Genomic DNA, 26457 nt, shown 5'->3' with positions numbered 1-26457 from the left:
ACCGACGTGTCAGGGATGATGGGCGCAGGACCTGCGTGGCGACACCTCAGGACCGACCGAAGCGTGGTGAACAACCGGCTCTCGCGCCAGACGGTGCGCCGGGTCGTCGGGTTCGCCCGTCCGCACCGCGGCCTGATCTCCTTCTTCCTGGTCCTCACCGTCATCGACGCCTCGCTGGTCGTGGTGACCCCGCTGCTGGTCCAGCGCATCGTCGACGACGGCATCACCGCCGGGGACCGTGGTCTGGTCACGGTCCTGGCCCTGGTGATGGCCGGCTTCGCCGTCTTCAATGCCGTGCTCAGCGTCCTGGCCGGCTGGTTCTCCTCCCGGATCGGTGAGGGACTGATCTACGACCTGCGCACGCAGGTCTTCGCCCACGTCCAGCGCCAGTCGATGGCGTTCTTCACCCGCACCCAGACCGGTGCACTGGTCAGCCGGCTCAACAACGACGTCGTCGGCGCCCAGCGCGCCTTCACCAGCACCCTGTCGAGCACCGTGTCGAACTCCATCGCGGTGGTGGTCGTCGGGATCACCATGCTGGCGCTGAGCTGGCAGGTCACCCTGATGTGCCTGGCGCTGTTCCCGCTCCTCTTCCTGGCCTCCCGCTTCGTCAGCCAGCGCCTCGCCGGGCTGACCCGCGACCAGATGAACGGCAACGCCGACCTCGGCAACAACATGACCGAGCGCTTCAACGTCGGCGGCGCGATGCTGCTCAAGCTCTTCGGGCGTCGCGAGGACGAGGACGCGCTGTTCGCCACCAAGGCCGCCCTGGTCCGCGACCTGGGCGTGCGGATCAGCCTGATCACCCGCATCTTCGGGTCGACGATGTTCCTGGTGCCGGCGCTGGCCACCGCCCTGGTCTACGGCGTCGGCGGCCAGCTGGTGATCAGCGACGCGCTGACCATCGGCACGCTGATCGCCCTGGCGACGCTGCTGCTGCGCCTGCTCGGCCCCCTGCAGGGCCTCTCCAACGTGCGCATCGACGTGATGACGGCGCTGGTCAGCTTCGAGCGGGTCTTCGAGGTGCTCGACCTGCCGTCGCTCATCGAGGAGGCCGCGGACCCGGTGGTGCTGCCGCGCAGCGCCGCCCGGCTCGAGTTCGACCACGTCGGGTTCACCTACCCCGGGGCCGGCGAGGTCTCCCTGCCCTCGCTGGAGGGCGTGGCCCGACCGGAGTCGCGGTCCGGTGGCCCCGTGCTGCGGGACGTCTCGTTCACCGCCGACGTCGGCCGGATGGTCGCCCTCGTCGGGCCCTCGGGTGCCGGCAAGACCACCGTGACCCACCTGGTGGCCCGCCTGTACGACGTCACGTCCGGCACGGTGCGCGTCGGCGGGCACGACGTGCGCGACGTGAGCCTGCAGTCCCTCGAGGACGCGGTCGGCTACGTCACCCAGGACGCCCACCTCTTCCACGACACGATCCGCGCCAACATGGTCTACGCCCGACCCGACGCGGCGGACCACGACATCTGGTCCAGCCTGGAGGCCGCCCAGATCGCCGAGACGGTGCGCCGGCTGCCCGACGGGCTCGACACGGTCGTGGGCGACCGCGGCTACCGGCTCTCCGGCGGCGAGCGCCAACGGCTCGCCATCGCCCGGCTGCTGCTCAAGTCGCCCGGCATCGTGGTCCTCGACGAGGCGACCGCCCACCTGGACAGCGAGTCCGAGGCCGCGGTCCAGCGCGCCCTGGACGCAGCGCTCGAGGGCCGGACCTCGCTGGTCATCGCGCACCGGCTCAGCACGGTGCGCAACGCCGACCAGATCCTCGTCCTCGACGAGGGCCGGATCGTGCAGTCCGGCACCCACAGCGAGCTGCTCGCGCAGGGCGGCCTGTATGCCGACCTCTACCGCACCCAGTTCGTCGACGACCTCGGTGAGCGCCACGGTCAGCTGACCGACTGAGGGGCCTTCCGGGTGCGCCGCGGGCCGCGACGCTCGTCCCAGGCGAGGTAGAGGAAGCCGGTGACGGCCAGCAGGCCGAAGAACCACCACTGCAGGCCGTAGAAGAAGTGCGGACCGTTGTCGAGCTCGGGCAGCTCGACCGGTTCGAGGGCGGTGGCGGGCTCCGGGTCCTCGGAGCGCAGCTCGACCGAGCCGCCGTACACCTCGCGGTCGAGCGCCTCACCGATGCGCGCGCTGCTGATAGAGCGGGTGGAGAGGTCGTTGACGGCCGTGGAGTCGCCGGTGCCGTCGGCGCGCACCCAGCCGGACACCGTCACCTCACCGGCGGGGGGCGCCGGCACGTCGTCGGGGCGGGTGGTGCCCGCGGCGCGGGTCGCGAGCCAGCCGCGGTCGACCAGCAGCGCCGTGCCCGACCCGGTCACCAGCGGCACCACCACGTCGACGCCCGAGGCGCCGTCGCGGGTGCGGTAGCGCACGATGACGGTCTCCTCCGGGGCGTAGGTGCCGGTGGCCGTCACCACCCGCCACTCGTCATCAGGGTCGACCTCGCCGCCGGGGGAGAGGACCTGCTCGACGGGGACCGGGTCCTGCTGCTCGTTGGCCCGCACCACGGAGTTGTCGTCCTTGCGCTGCTCGAGCCGGTCGAACTGCCACTGGCCCAGCCACCAGGAGCCGGTGGCGAGGACCACGACCGCGAGGGCGAAGAGCAGCCAGCGACGAGAGACCAGGAAGCGGAACGAGCGCACACGACGAGGTTATCCGGCACGGGGTCGACGCCCCGGCCCGGGCGCCCGCCCCGCCCGTATGCTTCCTCACATGACGCCACTTCTTCTCGAGGACCGGTACGGCCGGGTGGCGACGGACCTGCGGGTGTCGCTGACGGACCGCTGCAACCTGCGCTGCAGCTACTGCATGCCCCCGGAGGGCCTGGACTGGCTTCCGGACGACTCGGTGCTCACCGACGACGAGGTGGTGCGGCTGATCGGCATCGGCGCTGCGCACCTCGGCATCCAGGAGGTCCGCTTCACGGGCGGCGAGCCGCTGGTGCGCCGAGGCCTGGTCGACATCGTGCGGCGTACCCGCGAGCTCGGGCCCGACCTGGACATCTCCGTCACGACCAACGCCCTGGGCCTGTCGCGCAACGCCGAGGCGCTCAAGGCTGCGGGTCTCGACCGGGTCAACGTCAGCCTGGACACCGCCCGCGCCGACACGTTCCACCGCATCACCCGCCGCGACCGGTTCCACGACGTCGTCGCGGGCCTGGAGGCGGCGCAGCGCGCTGGCCTGGGCCCGGTGAAGGTCAACGCGGTGCTGCTGCGCGGCGAGAACGACGACCAGGCCCCGGAGCTGCTGGCCTGGTGCCTCGAGCGTGGCTACGAGCTGCGCTTCATCGAGCAGATGCCGCTGGACGCCCAGCACGGCTGGAGCCGTGAGGGGATGATCACCGCCGACGAGATCTTCGCCAGCCTCGCGACCGTGTTCGACCTCACCCCTGCCGAGGAGCCGCGCGGCAGCGCGCCCGCCGAGCTGTTCACCGTCGACGGCGGGCCCGGCACGGTCGGCGTGATCGCCTCGGTCACCCGCCCCTTCTGCGGCGACTGCGACCGGGTGCGGCTCACCGCCGACGGCCAGGTCCGCAACTGCCTGTTCGCCCGGTCCGAGTCCGACCTGCGCGGCGCCCTGCGCGCCGGGGCCAGCGACGAGGAGCTGGCGGAGCGCTGGGTCGTCGCCATGCGCGGCAAGGCGGCCGGGCACGGCATCGACGACCCGTCGTTCCTGCAGCCCGACCGGCCGATGTCGGCCATCGGCGGCTGAGCCCGGCCCTCAGACCGTGTGGTCGGCGCCCGACTCGTGCTCGACGTCGTCCTTGAGGAAGCCGCGCGAACCCAGGAAGGACCCCAGCGAGCCCTGGTGGTCCGGGCAGGCCAGCCACGCCTTGCGGCGCTCGGGGGTGTGCAGGCGCGGGTTGTTCCACAGCAGGGCCCGCGTCGCGGGCGCGCTGCAGCCCTTGGCCGAGCAGACGTCCACGTCGCTCACCGGCGGGCCTCCAGCTCGGGGGCGCCGAACGCGCCGTCGCGCAGCTGGAAGTCGTCGATCCGGGTGGCCTGGGCGTTGGCGAGCACGACTGCGATGTAGGGCAGCACCAGCGCTCCGACGATGAGGACGGGCCACAGCCACGTGAGCCCGGCCAGCCCGGCGACACCCGCCCCGACGAAGCACGCGGACCGGATCGTCATGGAGACCAGGTAGCGCTTCTGGCGCTTGCGGAGGTCCTCGTCGGGACTCACCGCGGCCGTGGTGATCCGCACCGCCTCGTCGTCGCGTGCTCGCTGCTTGGCCATGATCTCGACTGTACGTCGGGAGGTCTAGGCTCCCACTATGAGCAATCGCACCTATCGCGTTTCAGAGATCGTCGGCACCTCTCCCGAGGGCATCGACGAGGCCATCCGCAACGGCGTCGAGCGCGCCTCGCGCACCCTGCGCCACCTCGACTGGTTCGAGGTCACGCAGGTCCGGGGGCAGGTCAAGGACGGCGCCGTCGAGCACTTCCAGGTGGGGATCAAGGTCGGCTTCCGCCTCGAGGACGACTGAGCCCGTTGGGAGTACGCACCAGTAATCACTAGCGTCGGGCCACGTGAGCCAGACGACCCAGGGAACCCCGTCCGAACCCCGCTCCGTGCTGGTCACGGGGGGCAACCGCGGCATCGGTCGCGCCATCGCCGAGGCGTTCGTCGCCCAGGGTGACAAGGTCGCCGTCACCACGCGCAACGGCGGGGCTCCCGAGGGCACTCTCGACGTGCGCTGCGACGTGACCGACCAGGGCGCCGTGGACGCCGCGTTCGCCGAGGTCGAGGCCGCTCACGGCCCGGTCGAGGTGCTGGTCGCCAACGCCGGCATCACCGCCGACACCCTGTTGCTGCGGATGTCGGACGAGCAGTGGTCGTCGGTCATCGACACCAACCTCACCGGCTCCTTCCGGCTGGCCAAGCGCGCCTCCAAGGGCATGCTGCGCCTGCGCCGCGGCCGGATCATCTTCATCTCCTCGGTCGTGGGCCTGATGGGCTCCCCGGGGCAGGTCAACTACGCCGCGTCGAAGGCCGGCCTGGTGGGCATGGCCCGCTCGCTCTCCCGCGAGCTCGGGTCGCGCTCGATCACCGCCAACGTGGTCGCCCCCGGTTTCATCGAGACCGACATGACCGCCTCGCTGCCCGCCGAGCAGCAGGCCGAGTACGCCGCACGGATCCCGCTCGGGCGCCTCGGTGCCGCCGAGGAGGTCGCGGGCACCGTGACCTGGCTGGCCGGCCCGGGTGCGGCGTACGTGACCGGGGCCGTGATCCCGGTCGACGGCGGCCTCGGCATGGGCCACTGACACACCACCGACCCTCGACCTCGCGGCACGCAGAAGGAGCACACGATGGGCATTCTCGACGGCAAGCGGATCCTGGTGGCCGGGGTGACGATGGACTCCTCCATCGGCTTCGCCACCGCCAAGGTCGCGCAGGAGCAGGGCGCGACGGTGCTCATCTCCAACTTCGGACGGGCGTTGGGCATCACCCGGCGGATCGCCAAGCGGCTGCCGGTCGAGCCGCCGGTGCTGGAGCTCGACGTCACCGACGAGGAGCACCTCGCCCGGCTGCCCGAGCTCGTCGGTGAGCACGTCGACGGCCTCGACGGCGTCGTGCACTCGATCGCCTACGGCAACCCCGAGACGCTGCTGGGCGGCAAGTTCCTGGGGGGACCGTGGCCCGACGTGTCCCAGGCCGTGCAGGTGTCGGCGTACTCGCTGATGTCGCTGACCAACGCCTGCCGTCCGCTGATGACCGAGGGCGGCTCGGTCGTCGGGCTGACCTTCGACGCCACCGTCGCCTGGCCGGCCTACGACTGGATGGGGGTCGCGAAGGCGGCCCTGGAGTCCTGCTCGCGCTACCTGGCCCGCGACCTGGGCCCCGAGGGCATCCGGGTCAACCTGGTCTCCGCGGGTCCGCTCAAGACGCTGGCCGCCAAGGCCATCCCCGGCTTCGAGGAGCTGGACGCCATGTGGGCCGACCGTTCGCCCCTGGGCTGGGACAACACCGACCAGACGCCTACCGCCAAGGCGGTGTGCGCGCTGCTCTCGGACTTCTTCCCGGCCACCACCGGTGAGATCGTCCACGTCGACGGTGGCTTCCACGCGATGGGCGCCTGAGCCGCTCACCCGGTAGCGTCCCGGTGGTGACGGGACCAGGAGCAGTACAGGACGCACCCACGACCCACACCAGCGCGCTGGTCGAGCTGCGCGTGCTGGAGGGGCCGAACCTCTACTTCCCGCGCGCCGCGGTCAAGCTGACCCTCGACATCGGTGCGCTGGCCACCGCGTCGGTGCCGCTGGCGCTGAGGTTCGCTGCGCGGCTCGGCCTGGAGAACGCGCGACCGGGCGAGCCCGACTCGGGCTTCCGGCAACGCTTCGCGCTGCGCGCGATCGGGTGGCTGGTGCGCGCCGTCGCGCAGGAGTCCGGTACGTCGAACCTCGCGGTGCGGGTGCGCCCGACGTCCGACCCGCACCAGGTGGTCGTGGCCTACCCGTGGGTGCACCGCGAGCGGGCCCGGGCCATGGGCCTCGCGGTCGGTGCGGTGCTGGACGCGATCCCCACCGCCGAGGTCTCCGCCGACCAGCTCTCCGTCGCCGTCTCCGCGGCCGCCGAGACGGTCGCGGGGGCCGAGGCGGGGGAGCCTCCCCACACGCTCGAGCCGCGGATCCCCGTGGTCGCGGTGACCGGCACCAACGGCAAGACCACCACCTCGCGGATGGTCGCCCACATCGGCCGCGGCTGGGGCAAGGTGGTGGGCTGGTCCAACACCGACGGCGTCTACATCGACGGCGTGCTCGTCGAGCCCGGCGACTACTCCGGGCCCAGCGGGGCCGGACGGGTGCTGGCCCACGAGGAGGTCGAGCTCGCGGTCACCGAGACCGCCCGCGGCGGGATCCTGCTCAAGGGCATCGGACTGACCCACAACGACGTCTCGGTGGTCACGAACGTCTCCGCCGACCACCTGGGCCTGCAGGGCATCGACACCCTGGACCAGCTCGCCGAGGTCAAGGCCGTGGTCCCGCGCATCACCCGGCCCGAGGGCTGGGCCGTGCTCAACGCCGACGACCCGCGGGTGCTGGCGATGCGCTGGGTGGTGAAGTCGCAGACGTGGCTCTTCTCCCGGGACCCGGACTCGCCGGCCGTGCGCGACGTGCTCGGCGACGGTGGACGGGCCACCACGGTCATCGACGGCTGGTTGTGCGTGCTGGAGCTCGACGCCGACCCCGACCCGCTGGTCGAGCTCGTCGACGTGCCGATGACGCTGGGCGGCCTGAGCCGCTACAACGTCGAGAACGCCCTGGCGGCCGCCTCCGCCGCGCTGGCCGTGGGCGTGCCGCGGGAGGTCGTGATCGAGGGGCTGCGGTCCTTCCTGCCCGACGCCGAGCACAACCCGGGTCGGATGAACTGCTTCACGGTGCCGGTCCTGGACGGCGAGGTCACCGTCGTGATGGACCTGGCGCACAACGAGGCCGGCCTCGAGGCCATGTTCGAGATCATGGAGGGCATCCGTCCCCCTGACGCACGGCTGCTGCTGGGCCTCGGCGTCGTCGGGGACCGCTCCGACGAGCTGATCGAGAAGCTGGGCGAGATCGCCGCACGCGACGCCGACGTGGTCGCCATCGGGCACAAGGAGAAGTACTTCCGCGGCCGGACCCCCGAGGAGCTCGAGCAGCTGATGCGCGCCGGGGCCGAGCGGGTCGGGGTGCTCGCGGTGCCGGCGTACCCCACCGAGGTGGGCGTGCTGTCGGCGCTGGTGGGCCAGGCGCTGCCGGGGGAGGTCGTGGGGCTGATGTGCCACGCCGACCGCGAGGGCGTCTACGAGTGGATCGAGGCGGCCGGCGGGGTGCCCGACTCCGCCGAGGCGCTCGCCGCGAAGGTGCGGGCCGCCCGGGCGGGGTGAGCCGTGACCGGGACGGTGGCAGGATCGTGACCGGCACCACAACGCACGACGTCACACGCCCCGCACCTCGACGCCTCGGAGACCCGCCATGCGCAGCACCATGCAGGACGACCAGCTCACCATCGGCGCCATCCGGCGCCACGTCGTGGAGGTCCACCCCGACGGGGTGGCGATCACCGCCACCGAGGGGGGCAGCCGCAGTCGCAGCTACTCCGAGCTCGGCGAGCGCACCGCCCGGTTGGCCAACGCCCTGCGCGGGCTCGGTGTGGACGGTGACCAGCGGGTCGGGACCTTCCAGTGGAACAACGTCGAGCACCTGGAGGCCTACCTCGCGGTGCCGTCCATGGGTGCGGTGCTGCACACCCTCAACATCCGGCTCTTCCCCGAGCAGCTGGTCTACGTGGCCAACCACGCCCAGGACCACGTGGTCATCGTCGACGACTCCCTGGTGGGCCTGCTGGCGCCGCACCTGGGCCAGATGACCACCGTCGAGCACGTCGTGGTCGCCGGCCCCGACTCCGCGGACGCCGACCTGGACGCGCTGCGCGCCACCGGCAAGCAGGTGCACCTCTACGAGGACCTCCTGGCCATGCAACCGACCACCTTCGACTGGCCCGAGCTGGACGAGCGCGACGCCGCCGCCATGTGCTACACCTCCGGCACCACCGGCAACCCCAAGGGCGTCGTCTACAGCCACCGCTCGGCGTACCTGCACTCGCTCGCGGTGTGCGGGGGCAACACCACGGCGCTGTCCTTCGAGGACCGGGTGCTGCCGATCGTGCCGATGTTCCACGCCAACGCGTGGGGGCTGCCGTACTCCGCGATGATGAGCGGCGCGTCGCTGTGCCTGCCCGACCGCTGGCTCCAGGCGGACCCGCTGGTCCGCTTCATCCAGGAGAGCCGACCCACGCTGTCCGGTGGGGTGCCGACGGTGTGGAACGACGTCCTCAGCCACCTCGACGCCCACCCCGAGGTCGCCCTGGACTCCCTGCGCCTGGTGCTGTGCGGCGGCTCGGCGGTGCCAGTGTCGCTGCAGCAGGCGCTGCAGGAGCGCCACGGGCTGCTGGTGCGCCAGGCCTGGGGGATGACCGAGACGTCGCCGGTGGCCTCGGCGGGCCTTCCCCCGGTCGGGTGCTCCGAGGAGGAGCAGTGGCAGTACCGCGGCACCCAGGGCCGGCTGCTGTGCGGCGTCTCCGCGCGGATCGTGGCCGACGACCAGACGGTGCTGCCCCACGACGGGCGCAGCGTCGGCGAGCTCGAGGTGCGCGGCCCGTGGGTCACCGCTGCCTACTACCGCCCGGAGGAGGGCGAGCGTGCCGAGGCCGAGGCCAAGTTCCACGACGGCTGGCTGCGCACCGGCGACGTCGGCCACGTCGACGAGCTGGGCTACATCTCGCTGACCGACCGGGCCAAGGACGTCATCAAGTCCGGCGGCGAGTGGATCTCCTCGGTGGACCTCGAGAACGCGCTGATGGCGCACGAGGCGGTCCTCGAGGCCGCCGTGGTCGCCATCCCCGACGAGAAGTGGCAGGAGCGGCCGCTGGCCAGCGTGGTGGTGCGCGACGGCGCCACGGTCACCGTCGAGGAGCTGCGCGAGTTCCTGTCCCGCGACTTCGCCAAGTGGCAGCTGCCCGACACCTGGGCCTTCATCGACGAGGTGCCCCGCACCTCGGTGGGCAAGTTCGACAAGAAGGTGCTCCGCCGCCGCTTCGCCGACGGCGACCTCCCCGTCGCGCCGTAACCCCCGGCGCCGCCCGACGAGCGGTCACTTTTGCACCATCCACCGGTCAGTTCTGCACCCGTACCGGGTGCAGAACTGACTACTCGGTGGTGCAAAAGTGACTACTCGGCCGTGGGGGCGACGTAGTCGGGGTCGGCGAGGGGGGAGTCGTCGGAGAAGCCGGCGCCGGCCTGGGCCTGGGGCGACCAGTTCTCCAGCTCGGTCATCACCGCCGCGTGCTGGTCGACGCACAGGATCACCAGGTCGCCGCGGTTCGCGCGGGACATCGCGTGGCGCACCGCCTCGATCTCGTCGAGCACCTCCTCGGCCTGCTTGCACCGCGCCCCGGCGGCCATGGCGGCGCGCACGCCCTCCAGGACCAGCCCGGCGGTCTCGCCGCGAGGGCGGTTGCGCAGCGCCTCGTCCTCACGGACGATCACCACGTCGAAGTGCTGGGCGGCCACGTCACCGAGCTCGCGCATGTCCTGGTCGCGTCGGTCGCCCGCGGTGGCGATGATGCCGATCCGCGAGGGGCGGGCCAGGTCGTGCGATCCCTCGAGCGAGTCGCCCACCCGGTCCACGAAGTCGCCGAGCATCCGCATGCCCGGGGCGTTGTGGCAGTAGTCGACGATGACGTTGACGCCGTTGACCTCGATCTCGTTGAGGCGGCCGGGGGAGAGGTAGTAGTTGGTCGAGAACGACCGCAGCCCCTGGCGGATGTCGTGCAGCGGGGCGCCCGAGGCGAACGCCGCAGCAGCCGCGGCCAGCGCGTTCTGGACGTTCATCCGCGCCTTGCCGCCGAAGGTCGACGGCAGCAGGTGGGTCCACGCCAGCTGCATCTCGCGGGGGCCGTGCTTGACCACGATCATCTCGCCGCGCTCGGAGGGGTTCAGCACGAGCGCCTTGCCGCCTCGGCGGCAGTGGGCGTCGATCATGTCGCGGGTCTCGGTGCCGGGCTCCTCCATCGAGAACCAGACGACCTGGCCCGAGCAGCGCCGGCGCATCGCGCGCACCAGCGGGTCGTCGGCGTTGAGGACGGCGTGCCCGTCCCGGGGCACCGCCTCGACCAGGACGGCCTTCACGTCGGCGAGCTGCTCGACGGTGTCGATCCCGCGCAGCCCGAGGTGGTCGGGCGCGACGTTGATGACGACGGCGACGTCGTTGCGCTCGTAGCCCAGGCCCTCGCGCAGGATGCCGCCGCGGGCGACCTCGAAGACGGCCGTGTCGACGCGCGGGTTCTGCAGCACCATCCGCGCCGAGCGGGGACCCGAGGCGTCCGCCCGGATGACCAGGCGCTCGTCGATGACGACACCGTCGGTGGAGGTCATGCCGACCTTGCGCCCCATGCCCTTGAAGATGTGGCTGATCATCCGCGAGGTGGTGGTCTTGCCGTTGGTGCCGGTCACCGCGATGATCGGGATCCGCGAGGTGGCGCCCGGCGGGAAGAGCATGTCCACGACCGGCTTGGCGATGAACTGGGGCTCGCCGATGGTCGGGTGCGTGTGCATCCGGAAGCCCGGGGCCGCGTTGACCTCGCAGATCGCGCCGCCGGTCTCGCGGACCGGCTCGGTGATGTCGGGGCAGATGAAGTCGATCCCGGCGATGTCGAGGCCGACCATCCGCGCGGCCTCCTCGGCGATCTCGACGTTCTCGGGGTGCGCCTCGAAGGTGCGGTCGATCGAGATGCCGCCGGTGGACATGTTGCCGGTCAGCGCGAGGCGCACCGTCGTCCCCTCGGGCGGTACGTCGCTCATCGCGAACCCCTGGTCGCGCACGCGCTCGATCGCGGCGTCGTCGACCTTGATCCGGGTCAGCACCTTCTCGTGGCCCACGCCGCGGCGCGGGTCGGCGTTCGCGTCGTCGACGAGCTGCTCGACGGTCGAGGAGCCGTCGCCGACCACCGAGGCGGGGACCCGCTCGGCGATGGCGGCGACCTTGCCGTCGATGATCAGGCAGCGGTAGTCCTTGCCGACCACGTGCGACTCGACGATGACGTGCCCGCGCCGGGACTGCTCCCGGGCGATCTCGAACGCCTCGGCCACCTGGTCCTCGTCCTGCAGGTTCAGGCACACGCCGCGACCGTGGTTGCCGTCCAGGGGCTTGACCACCACGGGGTAGCCGATCCGCCCGGCGGCCCGCACGCACGCCTCCACGGTGCGCACCGACTCCTGCTTGGGCACCGGCAGCCCGGCCGCCGAGAGCAGCGAGGTGGTCAGGTCCTTGTCGGAGGCGATGTCGACGGCGATGGAGGAGGTCTGCGACGTCATGGTGGCGCGGATCCGCTGGGCGTGGACGCCCTGGCCGAGCTGGACCAGCGAGTGCTGGTTGAGCCGGATCCACGGGATGTCGCGGGAGACGGCCTCGTCGATGATCGCCTGGGTGGAGGGGCCGAAGGCGGTGCGCTGGGCGCGGCGGATGAACTGCTCCAGCTCCTCGTCCCAGTCGAACGCCGGGTCCGCCTCGACGAGGTGGTTGACCAGCCGCACGGCCAGCCGGGACGCGGCCAGGCCGACCTGCTCGTCGGCGTACCCGAAGATGACGTTGTAGACCCCGTCGCGACCCTTGACCTGGCGGGTCTTCCCGCGGCGCACGTCGTGGCCGACCACCTGCTGCAGGGCCAGGGCACAGTGCTCGGCGACGTGGCCCAGCCAGGTGCCCTCGTGCAGCCGCTCGACGAACCCGCCGCGGCGCCCTCGAGAGCAGGAGTGCTCGCGCAGCCCCGGCAGCATCGCGACCAGGTGGTCGGTGAAGCCCGGCAGCGTGTTGGTGGGGAACTTCTCCAGCACCCCGAGGTCGACGACGAGGTGGATGGCCCGGTCGTAGGACCAGATGTTGGCGCCGCGGTAGACCCGGGTCTCGAGGATGCTCAGGTCGGGCGTGGGGCGTTCGGTCATCGGGTCGCTCCGTTCTCGGGGGTGCGCGCGGGCTCCAGGAGGGCCGCAGGCAGGGGATCGGGCTGGTCGTCCAACGGTGACTGCTCGGCGGAGCGCAGCTTGCGCAGCCGCGACATCCGGCGCCGCAGCACCGTGGGGGAGGCGTCCGAGGCCGCGATGTCGCGGGCCATCCGGCGCAGGTCCTTGCCGACGGCCTCCAGCTCGGCGGCGTCCTCGGGGTCGATCACGGTCTCGCCGGGCAGCAGCTCGCGCCTGGTCAGGTCGTACGCGGCACCCGCGGGCAGCACGTGCAGCACCACGCCGCTGGCCAGCAGCGGGGCCGAGCGCTTCGCCTCGAAGGCGTTGGTGATCATCCGGGAGCCGTCCATGACGGTCACGGCGCCGCGACCGGTGACCCGCATGACCTCGCGCTCCGCGCCGGTCGTGTCGTCGATCTCGTGGGTGACGGTGGCGGCGGTGTCCTCGTCGACGCCCAGCCCGAGCAGTGCCGGGCTCTGCGCCACGATCATCAGCAGCCGGCCGTAGCGGTTGCGCTGCTCGAAGTGCTGGTCGATGACCGAGGACGTCAGCAGCCCCAGGCCGGCTGCGACCTGCGTCATCCGCTGCTTGGGCGTGGCGCCGCCGGAGCCGAAGGCCACCATGTGGCTGGACTGGATGCTGGCGCCCGCCGACGTGCCCGCGACCACCGCGCCCCGGCGGTGCGCGCGCACGATGGCCTGGCCGACCGGGGTGCCGTTGATGATCGACGACAGCTTGAGCTGGTTGCCACCGGTCATGAAGATGCCGGTGGCGTCGTCGAGCGCCGCCACCAGGTCCTCGTCGTGGGCGTCATCCCGGGAGGTCGGGTCGACCGCCTCCACCTGGGCGGCCCCCAGCTTGCCGAACAGTGCGGCGTACACCGCGACGATCTCCTCGCCGATGGAGGAGGCGGTGGGGATGACGGCGATGCGGGACTCCCGGCCACCGCTGGCGGTGACGAAGTCCTGGAGCACGGTGCGGCGGCGCAGCTTGTCCTCTGCACCTCCGATGATCATCAGGGGACCTCGAGGCATGGGCGTCACGCTAGGGCATGACCGGCCTCACCCTGCAGGGCGCGCGAGGCTGGGCGACCTGGCTCGAGACGCCGAGTGCTGCCAGGCTGGCTCCCGTGACCAGCAGCGACCCCCTGTCCCAGCCCGACGACGACCGCGCCAGCGCCTCCGGGGAGGGCGCTCGCACGTTGGTCCTGATGCGCCACGCCCGCGCCGAGGACGCCGCGGCCAGCGACTCGCTGCGTCAGCTGAGCAGCAGCGGGCGCCGCGACGCGGCAGCGGCCGGACGGTGGCTTGCTGCGCGCGGGCTGCGGCCCGACCACGCGCTCGTGTCGTCGGCCGTGCGGACCCACCAGACGTGGGAGCAGGTGTGCGTCGGCGCCGGCTGGAGCCTCGAGCCCCAGCTCGACCGGGGCATGTACGAGGCCGGCACCGAGGCTGCGCTCGACCTGGTCCGGCTGGTGCGGAGCGAGGTGTCGACGCTCGTCGTCGTGGGCCACAACCCCACGGTGGGGACGCTGGCGCAGCTGCTCGACGACGGCGAGGGCGACCAGGAGGCCTCGATGGGGCTGCTCTCGGGATACCCGACCGCAGCGATCACCGTGTACGCCGTCGCCACCGCCTGGGCCGACCTGGGCGAGCAGACCGCCACGCTCAGGGCCCACCACGTCGCGCGCGCCTGATCAGGCGGGTCTGACTGGTCACACAGGCGGCGCGGGGGTGGTGATGCCGACGGCCCGGTCGGCGGCCTCCACCTCGTCGCGGCTGATGCCGAGCAGGTAGATGATGGCGTCGAGGTAGGGCACGTTGACGGCGGTGTCGGCGGCGTCGCGCACCATCGGCTTCGCGTTGTAGGCGATCCCCAGACCCGCCGCCGCGAGCATGTCGAGGTCGTTGGCCCCGTCGCCGATGGCGATGGTCGAGGCCACGTCGACGCCGATCTCGGCGGCGAACTCGCGCAGCGCCCGCGCCTTGCCGGCCCGGTCGACGACCTCGCCGACGATGCGCCCGGTGAGGCGGCCGTCGCGGATCTCGAGCTCGTTGGCCCGCGAGAAGTGGATGCCCAGGTCGACCGCGAGCCGGTCGGTGATCTGGGTGAAGCCGCCCGAGACGATGGCGAACCGGTAACCGAGGCGGCGCAGGGTGCGCACCATCGTCCGGGCCCCCGGCGCCAGCTGGATCGAGTCGTAGACCTCGTGCAGCGCGGCGGCCGGGACGCCCTCCAGGAGCGCCACGCGCGAACGCAGCGACTCCTCGAAGTCCAGCTCGCCCCGCATCGCCCGCTCCGTCACCTCTGCGACCTCGGCCTCGCAGCCGGCGTGCGCCGCGATCATCTCGATGACCTCGCCCTGGATCAGGGTGGAGTCGACGTCCATCACGATCAGCCGCATCCCGCGGCGCAGGAGGTTGGCCGGCTGGACGGCGACGTCGATGCCCTGGGTCGCGGCCTCGAGGGACAGGAGCTCGCGCAGCTGCTCGGGGTCGGCGCCCGACACGTGCAGGTCGAGGGCGGTGATGGGGTAGCGCGCCATCCGCTCGATGCGGTCGATGTTGGCGCCGGCCTCGGCGATGCGGCCCGCGACGGCCGCCATCGCCGTGGCGCTCAGCGGCGTACCCAGCACCGTGACGTGGGCCCCGGTGCCGGCAGGCGGCCGCGTGTCACCGGTGCCGGCCTCGACCTCGACGCTCATGTCGAGCTCGGCGGCGGTCTCCTCGACGGCCTGCTGCAGCCCGGCGGCGTCCTCGGGGACGGTCACCAGGACCCCGAGGATCAGGCGGCGGCGCAGCCGGATCTGCTCCAGGTCCACGACCTCGACGCCCGCACGGGCCAGGGTGGCGAACACCGCGGACGTCACGCCGGGCCGGTCTCGGCCGGTGAGGGTGATGAGGAGCGTCTCGGGGCGGGCGGCGGAGGGCGGGGTGAGGGGCTGGTTCATCGCAGGCACGAGGCTATCGCCAGGGTCCGGCCCTGAGTACGCAAGCCCAGGGCGGGTGAGTCTTCCGGCACTGGTGGCGGGGCTGCGCGTTGCGGTCTGCTGAGCCCATGGCCACCTTCGCGCGACCCGATCTGTGCCCCGACTGCGGTGCCGTGCTGCCCACCGACCCGGTCTCCTGCCCCCGCTGCGGGCTGCCGCTGCGGCACCCGTTGGCCGTCGAGCTGCTCGCGACCCTGGGACGGGCCGACGACCTGTTGCGCCGGCTCCGGGCCACCGCGGTGGTTCCGGCGTCCACCGGTGCCCCGGTGCTCGATCCGGGGCGGACGGCCCCGGCCGCAGAGCCGGTGCGCCGCGGGGCGGGCCTCGGGCAGTCGTCCGTGCCGCGGTTGCTGCTGACCCTGGGGGCGGCCTGCCTGCTGGTCGCTGCCGTGGTCTTCCTGGCCGTGGCCTGGTCCTCCCTCGGGGTCGCCGGACGCACCGCCGTGCTGCTGGCGCTCACCGGGTCCGCAGCCGCGGCCTCCGTGGCCCTGGGGCGACGCGGCCTGGGAGCGGCCGCGGAGGCACTCGGAGCCGTGACGCTGGGCCTGGTGGTCCTCGACGTGCTGGGTGCCGCGCAGGCCGGCTGGGCGCCGGACCTCGGGTCGGCGGGCTTCGGCATCGTGCTCGGGGCCGCGCTGGGCGCTGCGGGCCTGGGCCTCTCCGCGCTGCACCGCACCCTGGGCGGCCAGGATCCGGTGGTGCCGCAGCTGGTGCCCGGCCCGGCCCTGCTCGTCGTGGCCGGCGCGGTCGGTGCGCTCGACCCCGGCTCCGCGATCGAGCTCGCCTGGGCCGGGGCGGTCCTGGCAGCGGCCGGCCTGGTCGCGCTCGGCGCCCGGACGGGGCTGTCGGTCCTCAGGATCGCGGCCGCCGTCGCCGGGCTGGTCGCCTGGCTGGTGCTGGTGGTCGTCGTGGTCGCCGAGAACGGTGACCGCATGAGCCTGGCCCGGTGGTGGGCGCACGGAGGTGCCGCGTGGATGCTGGCGGCCTCGGCCCTGGGGCTGCTGCCCCTGCTCGAGCCCTCCGTGCGTGCCCATCGGCTGGCCGCTGTCCCGGCGGCGGCCGCTGCCGCGGGTGTCTCCCTCACCGTGGTGTTCGCCGCGCTCGACGAGGGGGCCGACGTCGTCCTGGTCGTCACGGCCTCGACCGTCGCGGTGTGGAGCCTGGTGGCGCTCGTGCGACCGCGTTGGCGCCCGGTGGCCGCCGGGCCCGGGATCGCGTTCGCCGGTCCGGCGGTGGCCGCCGTGCTCGTCCTGAGCGGGGCAGCCGCCGAGGCGCTGCTCCGGGTCGGTGAGCCCTACAGCGTCTCCGGAGCGGTGCGGGTCGACGGCAGCGCCCCGATCTGGGACGCCCGCCTCCTCGTCGTGGCCGTGCTGGCGCTCGTCCTGCTCGTGCTCGGCCTGGTGAGGTCCGCCTGGCGGCGTCGGGTCGCGCTTGCCGGGCTCGGCCTGCTCGGGCTCGCGGTGCTGGGGGCGGGTGCCCTCGAGGGGGCGCCGCTGGGCGTCCTGCTGCTGCCGGTGCTGGCCGCCGGGCTCGCTCTGGTCGTGGTCCGTACGTCGCTCGGCGCGACCCACGGGGCCGACGTCGGAGTCGTCGTCGGGGTCGTCGTCGGGGGCGCGGCCGCAGCACTGGCGCTGCCGAGCGCCGTCCTGGCCGCCTCGGCGTGGACGGCCCTCGCCCTGGCCCTGGGGTGGCGCCTGGCCCGCGACGTCGGCCGCCCGGTGCGACCGGGCCCGCGGTGGCCGCTCGTGCCCGCCCTGGCGCTGCCGGCCGCGCTCGCTGCCGCCCTCTGGTCCGCGGGGGAGGTCGTCGGCCTCGACGTGTCCGTGCGCGGAGGCGTGGTGCTCATCCTGCTCGGTGTCCTCGCCGTGGTGGTGCGCCAGGACGCGGTGGACGTGTCGGTCGTGCTGGTCGCCCCCTGGGCGGGAGCGGTCGGCGTGCTGGCGGCGGACGACGTGTCGGTCTCCCTCGCGGTGCACCTGACGCTCGCCGGCGCCCTCGTCGTGGTGCGGGCCCTGACCGACCCGCGCCGGCGTCCGGCGGCCTGGGCGGGCGGGCTCCTGCTCGCGGCTGCCACCTGGGTGCGTCTGGGCGATCTCGGGGTCGAGGCACCCGAGGCCTACACCGGCCCCACGGCCCTGGTGCTGCTCGTCGTCGGGTGGCGCGTGCTGCGCGCCACACCCGCCGCCTCGAGCCAGGCGACGCTGCTGCCCGGACTGGTCCTCGCCGTGCTGCCGAGCCTGCTCTGGGTGCTGGCAGGGGACCCGGTCTCCTGGCGGGCACTCCTGCTCGGGGGTGGCTGCCTGCTGCTGGTCCTCGGCGGCGCTCGCGTGGGCTGGCAGGCGCCGCTCGTCGTGGGAGCGGTGGCCGGGGCGCTGCTCGTGCTCCGCGAGCTCGCGCCGTACGCCGCCGCCACGCCGCAGTGGGTGCTGCTCGCGGTGGCCGGCCTCCTGCTGACCGTGGTGGGGATCAGCTGGGAGCGCCGGGTGCGCGACCTGCGCGTCGCAGGTGGCTACCTGGCCCGACTCCGGTGAGGGACCCGGTGCCGGGTCAGATCACGGCGCCGCTGTCGTCGGGCGTCCGCTCCGGGCGCTTCTCGCGCGGGGTGCGAGGCTCGACCGGCCACACCCGGTGCATCAGCACGGCCAGCGGGGTGGCGGTGAAGACCGACGAGTAGGTGCCGACGACCAGTCCGATCAGCAGCGCGAGGGCGAAGTCGGTGAGGGAGTCGCCGCCCAGGAAGTACAGCGCCGCCAGGATGAACATCGTGCCGAGGCCGGTGTTCACCGTGCGGGGCACCGTCGCCAGCACCGCCTCGTTGCAGGAGGCGGCGAAGGTCTCGTTCGCCGAGGTGCCGCGCCACTTCTCGCGGACCCGGTCGAAGACGACGACGGTGTCGTTGACGCTGAGACCGATGACGGTGAGGATCGCGGCGAGGAAGACCCCGTCGACGGGACGGCCCAGCCACGCGAACACGCCGATGACGATCGAGACGTCGTGCAGCATCGCGATCGCGGCGGAGGCGCCGAAGACCCAGCGGAACCGCAGCGCCAGGTAGAGCATCTGGGCGGCGAGGGCGATGCCGAGGGCGATGAGCGCCTTGGTGCGCAGCTCGTCGCCGAGGGACGGCCCGATCAGGGAGTCGGACTCCAGGTCGGAGCCGGGCACGGCCTCGGCGACCAGGTCGCGGATCACCTGGGCCTCGTCGTTGTCGACGTCGCCGACCTTGATGACCAGGTCGCCGTCGCCGGAGGTCTGCACGACCGCGTCGTCGAAGCCGGCGTCGCCGAGGTCCGAGCGCACGGTCTCGACGTCGCTCTTGGTGGCGGAGGTCGTGGTGGTGAAGTCCAGGACGCGACCACCGGTGAACTCGACCCCGAGGTTGAGCCCGTTGAGCACGATCCCGAGCAGGGCGGCGACCACGACGAGCGACGACAGGGCCAGCCAGATGCGCGAGCGACCCATGACGTCGGGGTTGCGGCGCAGCAGCACGTCGTGGACCCGGCCGGTCTTGGCGAAGCCGGTCAGGCCCGGACGGCGGCGCACCGCCTTGCGCGACGTGGCGAACTCGACGAGCACCCGGCTGATCACCATGGCGGAGAACATCGACGCGATCACACCGATGGTCAGGGTGACACCGAATCCGCGGACCGGGCCGGTGGCCAGGAAGAAGAGCAGTCCACCGGCGAGGAGCGTGGTGACGTTGGAGTCGAGGATCGCCGACCAGGCCTTCGAGAACCCGGTGGAGATGGCGCGCGCAGGGGTGGACCCCGCCTCGGAGCTCTCCTCCTTGGCGCGCTCGAAGACGAGGACGTTGGCGTCGATCGCCATGCCGATGGCCAGCACGAAGCCCGCGAGGCCCGGCAAGGTGAGCGTGGCGCCGAGCAGCACGAGGATGGCGTACGAGATCAGCGCGTAGCAGCCCAGCGCCACCACGGCCAGGAAGCCGGAGAGCCGGTAGGCGAAGGTGATGAACAGTCCGGTGAGCAGCAGACCGAGGAGGCCGGCCTTGACGGAGGCGTCGATCGCCTCGTCGCCCAGGGTGGGGCCGACGACCTGCTGGGAGATGATCTCGACCGGCAGGGGCAGGGCGCCGCCCTCGATGAGCAGGGCGAGGTTCTGGGCGGAGGACTCGGTGAAGCTGCCGCTGATCTGGGTGCGCCCGCCGAGCTGGCCGACGTCACAGCTGGAGTCCTGGACCTGCGGGGACGAGATGACCTCGCCGTCGAGCATGATCGCGATCCGACGCTGCGGGTCGCCCTGGGGGAAGCACGCGGCGTCGCCGGTGAGCGAGGCCCAGGCGTCCTGGCCCTTCTTGGCGAACTCCACGTCGACGACCCACTGGACACCCTGGTCCTGGATGCCGGCCGTGGCCTGGTCGACGTCGTCGCCCTCGAGCTGGGAGGGGCCGAGCACGAGCGGGCCGCCGTCCTCGTCCTTCGTCACGAAGCGGCCCTGGTCGTCGGTCTCCGGCTCCTGGCCTCCGGTCGGGGCCTCGGGGTCCTCGCCGTCCTCGGTGTCCCCGTCCTTCTTCTTGTCCTTGGCGCTGCTCTCGCCGGTCTTGCCGACGATGCTCGGGTCGACGCCCAGCACGGGGTGGAAGGTCAGGCGCGCGGTGCGTCCGATGACCTCGGCGGCCTCGCGCGGGTCCTCGAGGCCCGGGAGCTCGATGAGGATCCGGTTCTCGCCCGAGCGGACCAGGGTCGGCTCGGTGACGCCGAGGGCGTCCACGCGCCCGCGGAGCACCTCGACGGCTCGGTCGGTGTTCTCGGCGTTCGCCTCGACAGTGTCGGTGGAGCTGGCCTCCAGGGTGATCTGGGTGCCTCCGGAGAGGTCCAGACCGAGTTTCGGCGTCGAGCCCAGGGCGAGCAGGACGGCACCGGTCAGGACCAGGACGGCGACGATGAAACGCCACCACGAGCTCTTGCGCATGACGCACATGGTCCGTCATCGGTCGGCTACGTCACACACCGGCCCGCCCTCGGGGAGCCGGGGCCGCTCACCAGGGCGGCCAGACCTCCGGGGAACAGGACGCCACGAGCGCGTGTCGCGCAGCCCTGGCCAGCGGGCGCAGCGCCTCGGCCCGGGCGGAGGCCTCCTGGGCGCTGATCGCACCCCCGTCGTCCTCGAGCGCGAGCTCGACGATCTCCAGGGCCTGCAGACCGCGGGCCGCCAGCTCCACGCAGCGCGCGGGCACCCCCGGTGGGGCGGTCACCGGGTCGCGGTGGCGCAGGTTCATCAGCCGGTCGGCGACCTCGGGACGCCACCGGGCCACCTCGAGGCGGGCCAGCACCTCGGCCGTGACCGGGAGTGCCGCGCGCAGCGCGCGGTCCGCCTCGCCCACGTCGGGCAGCTGGCGCCGGGCCGCCGGGGACGCCACCCAGGTCGTGGCCGCGCCGACCACCACCGGCACCAGGCCGAGCACGTGGGATCCGCCCGGCAGGGGCGTCATCCGGGGCCCGGAGACCACCACGGCCTCGCCGGCCTCGAGCGCCGCGGCGTTGAACGCGGGAGGCCCGCCGAGGCCGACAGGGTCGCCCTCCACCCCGAACGCCGCGCCGATCGTGTCGGCGCCCTCGACCCGCAGCCGGGCCAGACCGCCGAGGAGGGTCTCGGTGGGGTCGCCACCCAGGCCGAGCGTGGCGAGTCCGGCGATCGCGTGGGTCGCCTGGTCGTCCACGACGGCGTCCACGACCAGGTCGGCCACCACGTGGCCCCGCAGCCAGGCGGTGCCCCACCAGGCCAGACGGGCAGCGGCGGGCAGCGGGGAGCTCACGGACCCCGAGGTTACGCCGCGCTCGTGAGGGCGTCGGCGACGGTGGTTAGGGTGACGCCATGGCTGCAGTCCTCGAGTTCGCCGACGTCACCGTCCGTCGAGGACAGGCGACCCTGCTCGACCAGGTCAGCTGGACGGTCGAGGAGGACGAGCGCTGGGTGGTCCTCGGGCCCAACGGCGCGGGCAAGACGACGCTGCTGCAGCTCGCCGCCGCCCAGATGCACCCCTCCGACGGTGTGGCCGCGGTCCTCGAGGAGGTCCTCGGCACCGTCGACGTCTTCGAGCTGCGCCCGCGCATCGGGCTGACGAGCGCGGCGCTGGCCGAACGGATCCCCCGCCACGAGAAGGTTCGCGACGTGGTGGTCTCGGCGTCGTACGGCGTCGTCGGACGCTGGCGCGAGGCCTACGACGAGCTCGACCACGACCGCGCCGAGTCGCTGCTGCGTGAGCTCGGCGCCCTCCAGCTGGCCGACCGCACCTTCGGCACCCTGTCGGAGGGGGAGCGCAAGCGGGTCCAGATCTGCCGGGCGCTGATGGCAGACCCCGAGCTGCTGCTGCTCGACGAGCCGGCCGCCGGCCTCGACCTCGGCGGGCGCGAGGACCTCGTGGCGACGCTCTCGATGCTGGCCTACGACCCCGACTCGCCGGCGACCGTGCTGGTCTCGCACCACGTCGAGGAGATCCCGCCCGGCTTCACCCACGCCCTGCTGCTGCGTGAGGGCCGGGTCGTCGAGGCGGGGCTGCTGGACCAGGTGATCACCGAGTCCGCGCTGTCGGCGACGTTCGGGATGCCGCTCAGCGTCGGGCACGAGGACGAGCGCTGGACCGCGCGGCGTCGCAACCGCTCCCGGTAGCCGCGTGCGTCCGGCCGTGTGCGGTGCGCCCACCTGGGTAGGGTGAAGTCATGGAGTGGTGGACCGAGAACAGCTGGGCCGCGTGGCTCGCTGCCGCGGCCGCGCTGAGCGTCGCGGAGATGTTCAGCCTCGACCTGATCTTCATGGCGCTCGCCGCCGGGGCCCTGGCCGGTGCCGTCACCGGCGCCTTCGACCTGCCCCTGGTGCTCCAGGTGCTGACCGCTGCCGCCGCGTCGCTGGCCACCCTCCTGCTGCTCCGGCCGCGTCTGATCGCCAAGCTCCACAGCGGCCCCGACCTGCGGATGTCCCACGGACGGCTGATCGGCACCCAAGGTGTGGTCACCCAGCAGATCAGCGCCACCGAGGTCGGCAGGATCCGGGTGGGCGGCGAGGAGTGGTCGGCCTCGCCGTACGACACGATGACCACCATCACCCCGGGCGAGAACATCGAGGTGCTCGAGATCCGGGGCGCCACCGCCTACGTGCACCCCGTGCCGCGCCTCGAGGCCTGACCCGCCCCGGCTCCCACCCCAGCCCGACCACCGAGACCCCCTCAAGGAGACCTGCCCATGCTGGCCATCTCGATATTGCTGGCGGTGTTGTTCCTGTTCGTCATCGTCGTGCTCGGCAAGACGATCCGGATCGTGCCCCAGGCGCGCGCCGGTGTCGTCGAGCGCTTCGGCAAGTACAAGGACACCCTCGCGCCCGGCCTGAACATCGTCGTGCCCTTCATCGACAAGGTGCGCTACATGATCGACATGCGCGAACAGGTGGTGAGCTTCCCGCCGTCCTCGGTGATCACCGAGGACAACCTGACCGTCGAGATCGACACGGTCATCTACTTCCAGGTCATCGACCCGGTCGCAGCCACCTACGAGATCGCCAACTACATCCAGGCCGTCGAGCAGATCACCATGACCACGCTGCGCAACATCGTGGGCGGCATGGACCTCGAGCAGACGCTGACCAGCCGCGAGACCATCAACTCCGGGCTGCGCGGCGTGCTCGACGAGGCCACCGGCAAGTGGGGGATCCGCGTCGGTCGGGTCGAGATCAAGAGCATCGACCCGCCGCCGTCCATCAAGGACACGATGGAGAAGCAGATGCGCGCGGACCGTGACAAGCGGGCCACCATCCTCACCGCCGAGGGCGAGCGGCAGTCGGCCATCCTGACCGCGGAGGGGCGCAAGCAGTCCGCGATCCTCACCGCCGAGGGGGACCGGGAGTCCGCGATCCTGCGCGCCCAGGCCGACCGGGAGTCGCAGATCCTGCGGGCCCAGGGTGAGGGACAGGCCATCCAGACGGTCTTCCAGGCCATCCACGACGGACGCCCCGACCAGTCGCTGCTGGCCTACCAGTACCTGCAGATGATGCCGAAGATCGCGGAGGGCGACGCCAACAAGGTCTGGATCGTCCCCAGCGAGATCGGCAAGGCGCTCGAGGGGCTCGGCTCGACGATGAACGACCTCAAGGGCATCCCGCAGGAGGTCGACGGTCCGCGCACCCGGGTCGACATGGGCCCGACGGAGCCGACGATCCCCGAGCCCTCCGGCGGCGGCTCGAGCAGCGCCGTGGTCCAGGCCGCGATCGAGGAGGCCGCGCTGGCCGCGAACCCGGGCAAGTCCCGGGCTCAGGTCGTCGGCGACCCCGAGACCGAGACCGACCCCGGGGCCGACCCGGGCACCCCGGGCACCACCGGATGACGCTCTAGACGTGGGTCTGCTCGAGACGGCCGCGATCCTGCTCGCCGGGATCGCGGCCGGCTCCATCAACGCGGTCGTCGGGTCGGGGACCCTGGTCACCTTCCCGACGCTGCTGGCCTTCGGGGTCCCGCCGGTCACCGCGAACGTGTCCAACACCGTGGGTCTGTTCCCCGGCTCCTTCTCCGCTGCCTGGGGCTATCGCCGCGAGCTGCGCGGCCAGCGGCGTCGGGTGCTGCGGCTCAGCGTCGCCAGCGTGCTCGGCGGCACCGGGGGCGCGCTGCTGCTCCTGGTGCTGCCCGAGGCGGCGTTCGCGACCATCGTGCCGGCCCTGGTGGCGCTCGGGGTCGTCCTCGTGATCGCCCAACCGACCATCTCGCGGCGGGTCGCGGCCCGGCGGGCGGCTCTGCAGCGACCGGTGGACCCTCGCCCTGACGGCGCCTGGTGGGTGTGGCCGGCGGTCCTCGGCACCGGCGTCTACGGCGGCTACTTCGGCGCGGCGCAGGGCGTGCTGCTGATGGCGGTCCTCGGCATCGGCGTGGAGGAGGACCTCCAGCGGCTCAACGCCGTCAAGAACGTCCTGGCCGGCGGGGTGAACTTCGTCGCCGCCGCGGTGTTCGTGGTCGTGGCCCACGTCGACTGGTCCATCGCCGCGACCATCGCGGTGGGCGCGGTCATCGGGGGCCAGGTCGGCGCCCACGTCGGCCGGCGGCTGCCGCCCGTCGCGCTGCGCGCCGTCATCGTGCTCGTCGGCACCACGGCGTTCGTGGTCCTCGTGGTGCGCTGAGCGAGCGCGTCAGGCAGGACCCGGGGTGTCGACGTAGGCGCGGTGCCAGCGGTCGATCTCGGCGTACGCCCGCTCGCGTGCGGCGGGGCGGGAGAGCACCACGTCGTGCCGGGCGCCGGGCACGGCGACGTAGGTGACGAGCGAACCCACCGCGGTCGCCCATCGCCGGATCCTGGGCACCTCCAGCACGATGTCGGTGCTGTGCACGTCCTCGCCCATCTCCGTGGGCGCCGCCGAGCGGTCCGAGGACAGCACCAGCACGGGCGCGGGCACGTCCAGCCCGCGCTGGAGCCGGGCGTGGCCGGCGCGGACGGCGCGCAGCCAGCCGACGTACACGGCGAAGGACTCGACGGGCTTCCAGGCGAGGTCGAAGTCCCAGTCGCCGTCGTGGTCGCGGTGCAGGCTGCGCCCGTAGAACCCGGACACGTCGCGGCGGATCTCCCGCATCGGCTGCCGTGCGCCGAGCTGGTTGATGACGGCCGTGCCGACCGTGCGCAGCAGCAGGCTCCCCTGCATGTCGAGCCACGGGCTGTTCAGCACCAGTCCTGCGAGCTGAGGGGGTCGCTGCTCGTCGAGCCACAGTGACGTGACCAGACCGCCCGTGGAGTGCGCGGCGACCACGACGTGGTCGTGACCGTCGCGCCCGGTCACCCGGTCCCAGGCGGCGCGGAGGTCGGCGTCGTACTCGTGCAGGTCCGTGACGTAGGTGGGCGTCTGGTGCTCGCGCAGCGAGCGGCCATACTTGCGAAGGTCGAGCGCGTAGAAGTCGTAGCCGCGCTCGAGCCACCACTCGGCGAACTCGACCTGGAAGAAGTAGTCGGCGAAGCCGTGCACGTAGAGGACCGCACGCCCGGTCGGCTCGGCCGCGCGCCGGCTCACCAGGGTCGCGACGACCGGGCCCTCGTCGTCCGTCCCGAGGTCGAGGGTCTCGGCCACCCAGGGGTCGCCGAGCACGTCGGTCTCGGTGTGGACCGGCTCCATCGTCATGGCTCCAGTCTGGCAGGGCGGCGCGCGCGGCGGTCCCGCCGGGGAGGGCGGCCGCTGCGGTGCCGCGGATAGCCGTCGCGGGCGGTCAGCGCCAGGGCCGGGTCGTTGCTGGTGACCAGCCAGGCCCGGCCCGGTTTCATCCAGTAGCGCAGCGAGTCCTCGGTGTCGACTGTCCACACCAGCAGGGGCAGCCCGCGGCGCCTGGCGAAGGCGGCCACCCCGAGCCGGGCCAGCGTGTGCTTGGCGACCACGAGGTTGGCGCGCGACTCGGTGTAGCGCAGCCGGGGGAGCAGCTCGGAGACCCGGATCCGCAGCTGCCGGTGCAGCGGCAGCCCCCGCACGCTGCGCCCCAGGGACAGCCCCACCAGCAGGTCGTGGCCCTCCTGGTCGGACCAGTCGCGCACCGCGCGGACCGCCTTGTCCTCCAGGGTGGTGACGATGAGCTGGTCGGCGCCCAGCACCTCGACGGCGCGGCGGGCGGCCGCTACCTCCCAGGTGGCGGCCGGGTCGGCGTACGCACCGTCCGGGGAGGTGAACTTGAGGTCGATGTGGGCCCGGGTGACCCCGGCCAGCGCTGCCAGCACCTCCTCGTAGCGCAGGAAGTGCGGGGCCCGCGCCGAGAACTCCTCGAACGTCAGGTCGCCGAGCCACCGGCGGCGGCCATCCACCCAGAGCCAGTCGTCGTGGAAGAGCACGAGGGTGCCGTCGGAGCAGCGCTGCACGTCGAACTCCACGAAGTCCACGGCGAGGTCGAGGGCGTCCTCGAGTGCGACGCGGGTGTTCTCCAGCGCACGGTCCCCACCTGCTCCGCAGCGATGGGCACTGACCAGCACGGGTTCCTTGGGTCGCACGAGCCAACATCC

23 protein-coding genes are annotated in these 26457 nt (G+C 72.8%); 13 read left to right on the top strand and 10 right to left on the bottom strand.

The genetic code is table 11. From position 1 onward, the window contains the following. Positions 1-15 precede the first annotated feature (15 nt). Entirely contained in the window at positions 16-1902 is a 1887-nt protein-coding gene (locus tag I601_RS16805) for an ABC transporter ATP-binding protein (protein WP_068112253.1), read from the top strand. Here I601_RS16805 and I601_RS16800 read toward each other — a convergent pair. Further along, a complete protein-coding gene (locus I601_RS16800) occupies positions 1887-2648 on the bottom strand; it encodes an SURF1 family cytochrome oxidase biogenesis protein (protein WP_084527733.1) in 762 nt (253 codons plus the stop codon). The two genes, I601_RS16805 and I601_RS16800, sit on opposite strands and share 16 nt — an antisense overlap. Positions 2649-2718: 70 nt before the next feature. Here I601_RS16800 and moaA point away from each other — a divergent pair, with 70 nt between their 5' ends. Continuing rightward, positions 2719-3717 (top strand): GTP 3',8-cyclase MoaA, encoded by a 999-nt coding sequence (gene moaA, locus I601_RS16795; protein WP_068112250.1) that lies wholly within the window; start codon positions 2719-2721, stop codon positions 3715-3717. Between the two features lie 9 nt (positions 3718-3726). Here the strand turns inward: moaA and I601_RS16790 are convergent, their stop codons facing one another. After that, positions 3727-3939 carry an acetone carboxylase gene (locus tag I601_RS16790; RefSeq protein WP_068112247.1) on the bottom strand — a complete coding sequence of 71 codons (213 nt, stop codon included), beginning with the start codon at positions 3937-3939 and terminating at the stop codon, positions 3727-3729. Next, positions 3936-4244, bottom strand: a complete 309-nt coding sequence (locus I601_RS16785) for a DUF3099 domain-containing protein (RefSeq protein ID WP_068112246.1) — start codon at positions 4242-4244, stop codon at positions 3936-3938. Before I601_RS16785 ends, I601_RS16790 begins: the two co-directional genes overlap by 4 nt. A gap of 37 nt (positions 4245-4281) precedes the next feature. On the opposite strand from I601_RS16785, the gene I601_RS16780 reads away from it, so the two are divergent. From I601_RS16780 to I601_RS16760, 5 genes are all read left to right on the top strand, one after another. Next, on the top strand, positions 4282-4494 hold the full coding sequence (locus I601_RS16780) for a dodecin (protein WP_068112242.1): 213 nt from the start codon (positions 4282-4284) through the stop codon (positions 4492-4494). A 43-nt stretch (positions 4495-4537) separates the two neighbouring features. Further along, entirely contained in the window at positions 4538-5272 is a 735-nt protein-coding gene (locus tag I601_RS16775) for a beta-ketoacyl-ACP reductase (RefSeq protein ID WP_068112239.1), read from the top strand. A gap of 45 nt (positions 5273-5317) precedes the next feature. After that, positions 5318-6088: an enoyl-ACP reductase FabI gene (gene fabI / locus I601_RS16770; protein WP_068112236.1), complete on the top strand. Its 771-nt coding sequence runs from the start codon at positions 5318-5320 to the stop codon at positions 6086-6088. 26 nt (positions 6089-6114) lie between these two features. Further along, positions 6115-7872 (top strand): Mur ligase family protein, encoded by a 1758-nt coding sequence (locus I601_RS16765; RefSeq protein ID WP_237089444.1) that lies wholly within the window; start codon positions 6115-6117, stop codon positions 7870-7872. Positions 7873-7960: 88 nt separating this feature from the next. Beyond that, on the top strand, positions 7961-9613 hold the full coding sequence (locus I601_RS16760; RefSeq protein WP_068112231.1) for a fatty acid--CoA ligase: 1653 nt from the start codon (positions 7961-7963) through the stop codon (positions 9611-9613). A gap of 101 nt (positions 9614-9714) precedes the next feature. Here the strand turns inward: I601_RS16760 and cphA are convergent, their stop codons facing one another. Both cphA and I601_RS16750 read right to left on the bottom strand, forming a co-directional pair. Beyond that, positions 9715-12486, bottom strand: coding sequence for a cyanophycin synthetase (cphA, locus tag I601_RS16755; protein ID WP_068112230.1), 2772 nt, complete (start codon positions 12484-12486; stop codon positions 9715-9717). Then, positions 12483-13538: a cyanophycinase gene (locus I601_RS16750; protein WP_084527731.1), complete on the bottom strand. Its 1056-nt coding sequence runs from the start codon at positions 13536-13538 to the stop codon at positions 12483-12485. The genes cphA and I601_RS16750 overlap by 4 nt, the downstream gene beginning before the upstream one ends. Positions 13539-13633: 95 nt before the next feature. Between I601_RS16750 and I601_RS16745 the strand changes: the two genes are divergently transcribed. After that, on the top strand, positions 13634-14200 hold the full coding sequence (locus tag I601_RS16745) for a SixA phosphatase family protein (RefSeq protein ID WP_237089443.1): 567 nt from the start codon (positions 13634-13636) through the stop codon (positions 14198-14200). An 18-nt stretch (positions 14201-14218) separates the two neighbouring features. On the opposite strand, the gene serB is transcribed toward I601_RS16745, so the two are convergent. Continuing rightward, the gene (serB, locus tag I601_RS16740; RefSeq protein ID WP_068112224.1) at positions 14219-15454 is read right to left on the bottom strand and encodes a phosphoserine phosphatase SerB; all 1236 of its coding nucleotides are present in this window, start codon (positions 15452-15454) and stop codon (positions 14219-14221) included. 107 nt (positions 15455-15561) lie between these two features. Here serB and I601_RS16735 point away from each other — a divergent pair, with 107 nt between their 5' ends. Next, the gene (locus I601_RS16735; protein ID WP_068112221.1) at positions 15562-18024 is read left to right on the top strand and encodes a zinc ribbon domain-containing protein; all 2463 of its coding nucleotides are present in this window, start codon (positions 15562-15564) and stop codon (positions 18022-18024) included. 16 nt (positions 18025-18040) lie between these two features. On the opposite strand, the gene secD is transcribed toward I601_RS16735, so the two are convergent. Both secD and I601_RS16725 read right to left on the bottom strand, forming a co-directional pair. After that, positions 18041-20422: a protein translocase subunit SecD gene (gene secD, locus I601_RS16730; RefSeq protein WP_068115139.1), complete on the bottom strand. Its 2382-nt coding sequence runs from the start codon at positions 20420-20422 to the stop codon at positions 18041-18043. Positions 20423-20489: 67 nt separating this feature from the next. Continuing rightward, the gene (locus I601_RS16725; protein WP_068112218.1) at positions 20490-21266 is read right to left on the bottom strand and encodes a hypothetical protein; all 777 of its coding nucleotides are present in this window, start codon (positions 21264-21266) and stop codon (positions 20490-20492) included. A 59-nt stretch (positions 21267-21325) separates the two neighbouring features. Here I601_RS16725 and I601_RS16720 point away from each other — a divergent pair, with 59 nt between their 5' ends. The 4 genes from I601_RS16720 to I601_RS16705 are packed head-to-tail and all read left to right on the top strand — an operon-like array spanning position 21326 to position 24607. Next, entirely contained in the window at positions 21326-22120 is a 795-nt protein-coding gene (locus I601_RS16720; protein WP_068112215.1) for an ABC transporter ATP-binding protein, read from the top strand. Between the two features lie 50 nt (positions 22121-22170). Continuing rightward, a complete protein-coding gene (locus I601_RS16715) occupies positions 22171-22632 on the top strand; it encodes an NfeD family protein (RefSeq protein WP_068112212.1) in 462 nt (153 codons plus the stop codon). A gap of 57 nt (positions 22633-22689) precedes the next feature. Beyond that, a complete protein-coding gene (locus I601_RS16710; RefSeq protein ID WP_068112209.1) occupies positions 22690-23823 on the top strand; it encodes an SPFH domain-containing protein in 1134 nt (377 codons plus the stop codon). A 10-nt stretch (positions 23824-23833) separates the two neighbouring features. Then, complete coding sequence (locus tag I601_RS16705) at positions 23834-24607, top strand: sulfite exporter TauE/SafE family protein (RefSeq protein ID WP_068112207.1); 774 nt, start codon at positions 23834-23836, stop codon at positions 24605-24607. Between the two features lie 9 nt (positions 24608-24616). On the opposite strand, the gene I601_RS16700 is transcribed toward I601_RS16705, so the two are convergent. Next, complete coding sequence (locus I601_RS16700; protein ID WP_068112204.1) at positions 24617-25594, bottom strand: alpha/beta hydrolase; 978 nt, start codon at positions 25592-25594, stop codon at positions 24617-24619. Further along, complete coding sequence (locus I601_RS16695) at positions 25591-26445, bottom strand: glycerophosphodiester phosphodiesterase (RefSeq protein WP_068112201.1); 855 nt, start codon at positions 26443-26445, stop codon at positions 25591-25593. Before I601_RS16695 ends, I601_RS16700 begins: the two co-directional genes overlap by 4 nt. Positions 26446-26457 lie beyond the last annotated feature (12 nt).

It is taken from the genome of Nocardioides dokdonensis FR1436 (assembly GCF_001653335.1).
GTDB lineage: Bacteria > Actinomycetota > Actinomycetes > Propionibacteriales > Nocardioidaceae > Nocardioides > Nocardioides dokdonensis.
This window is presented reverse-complemented; position numbering and strand designations above follow the sequence as displayed.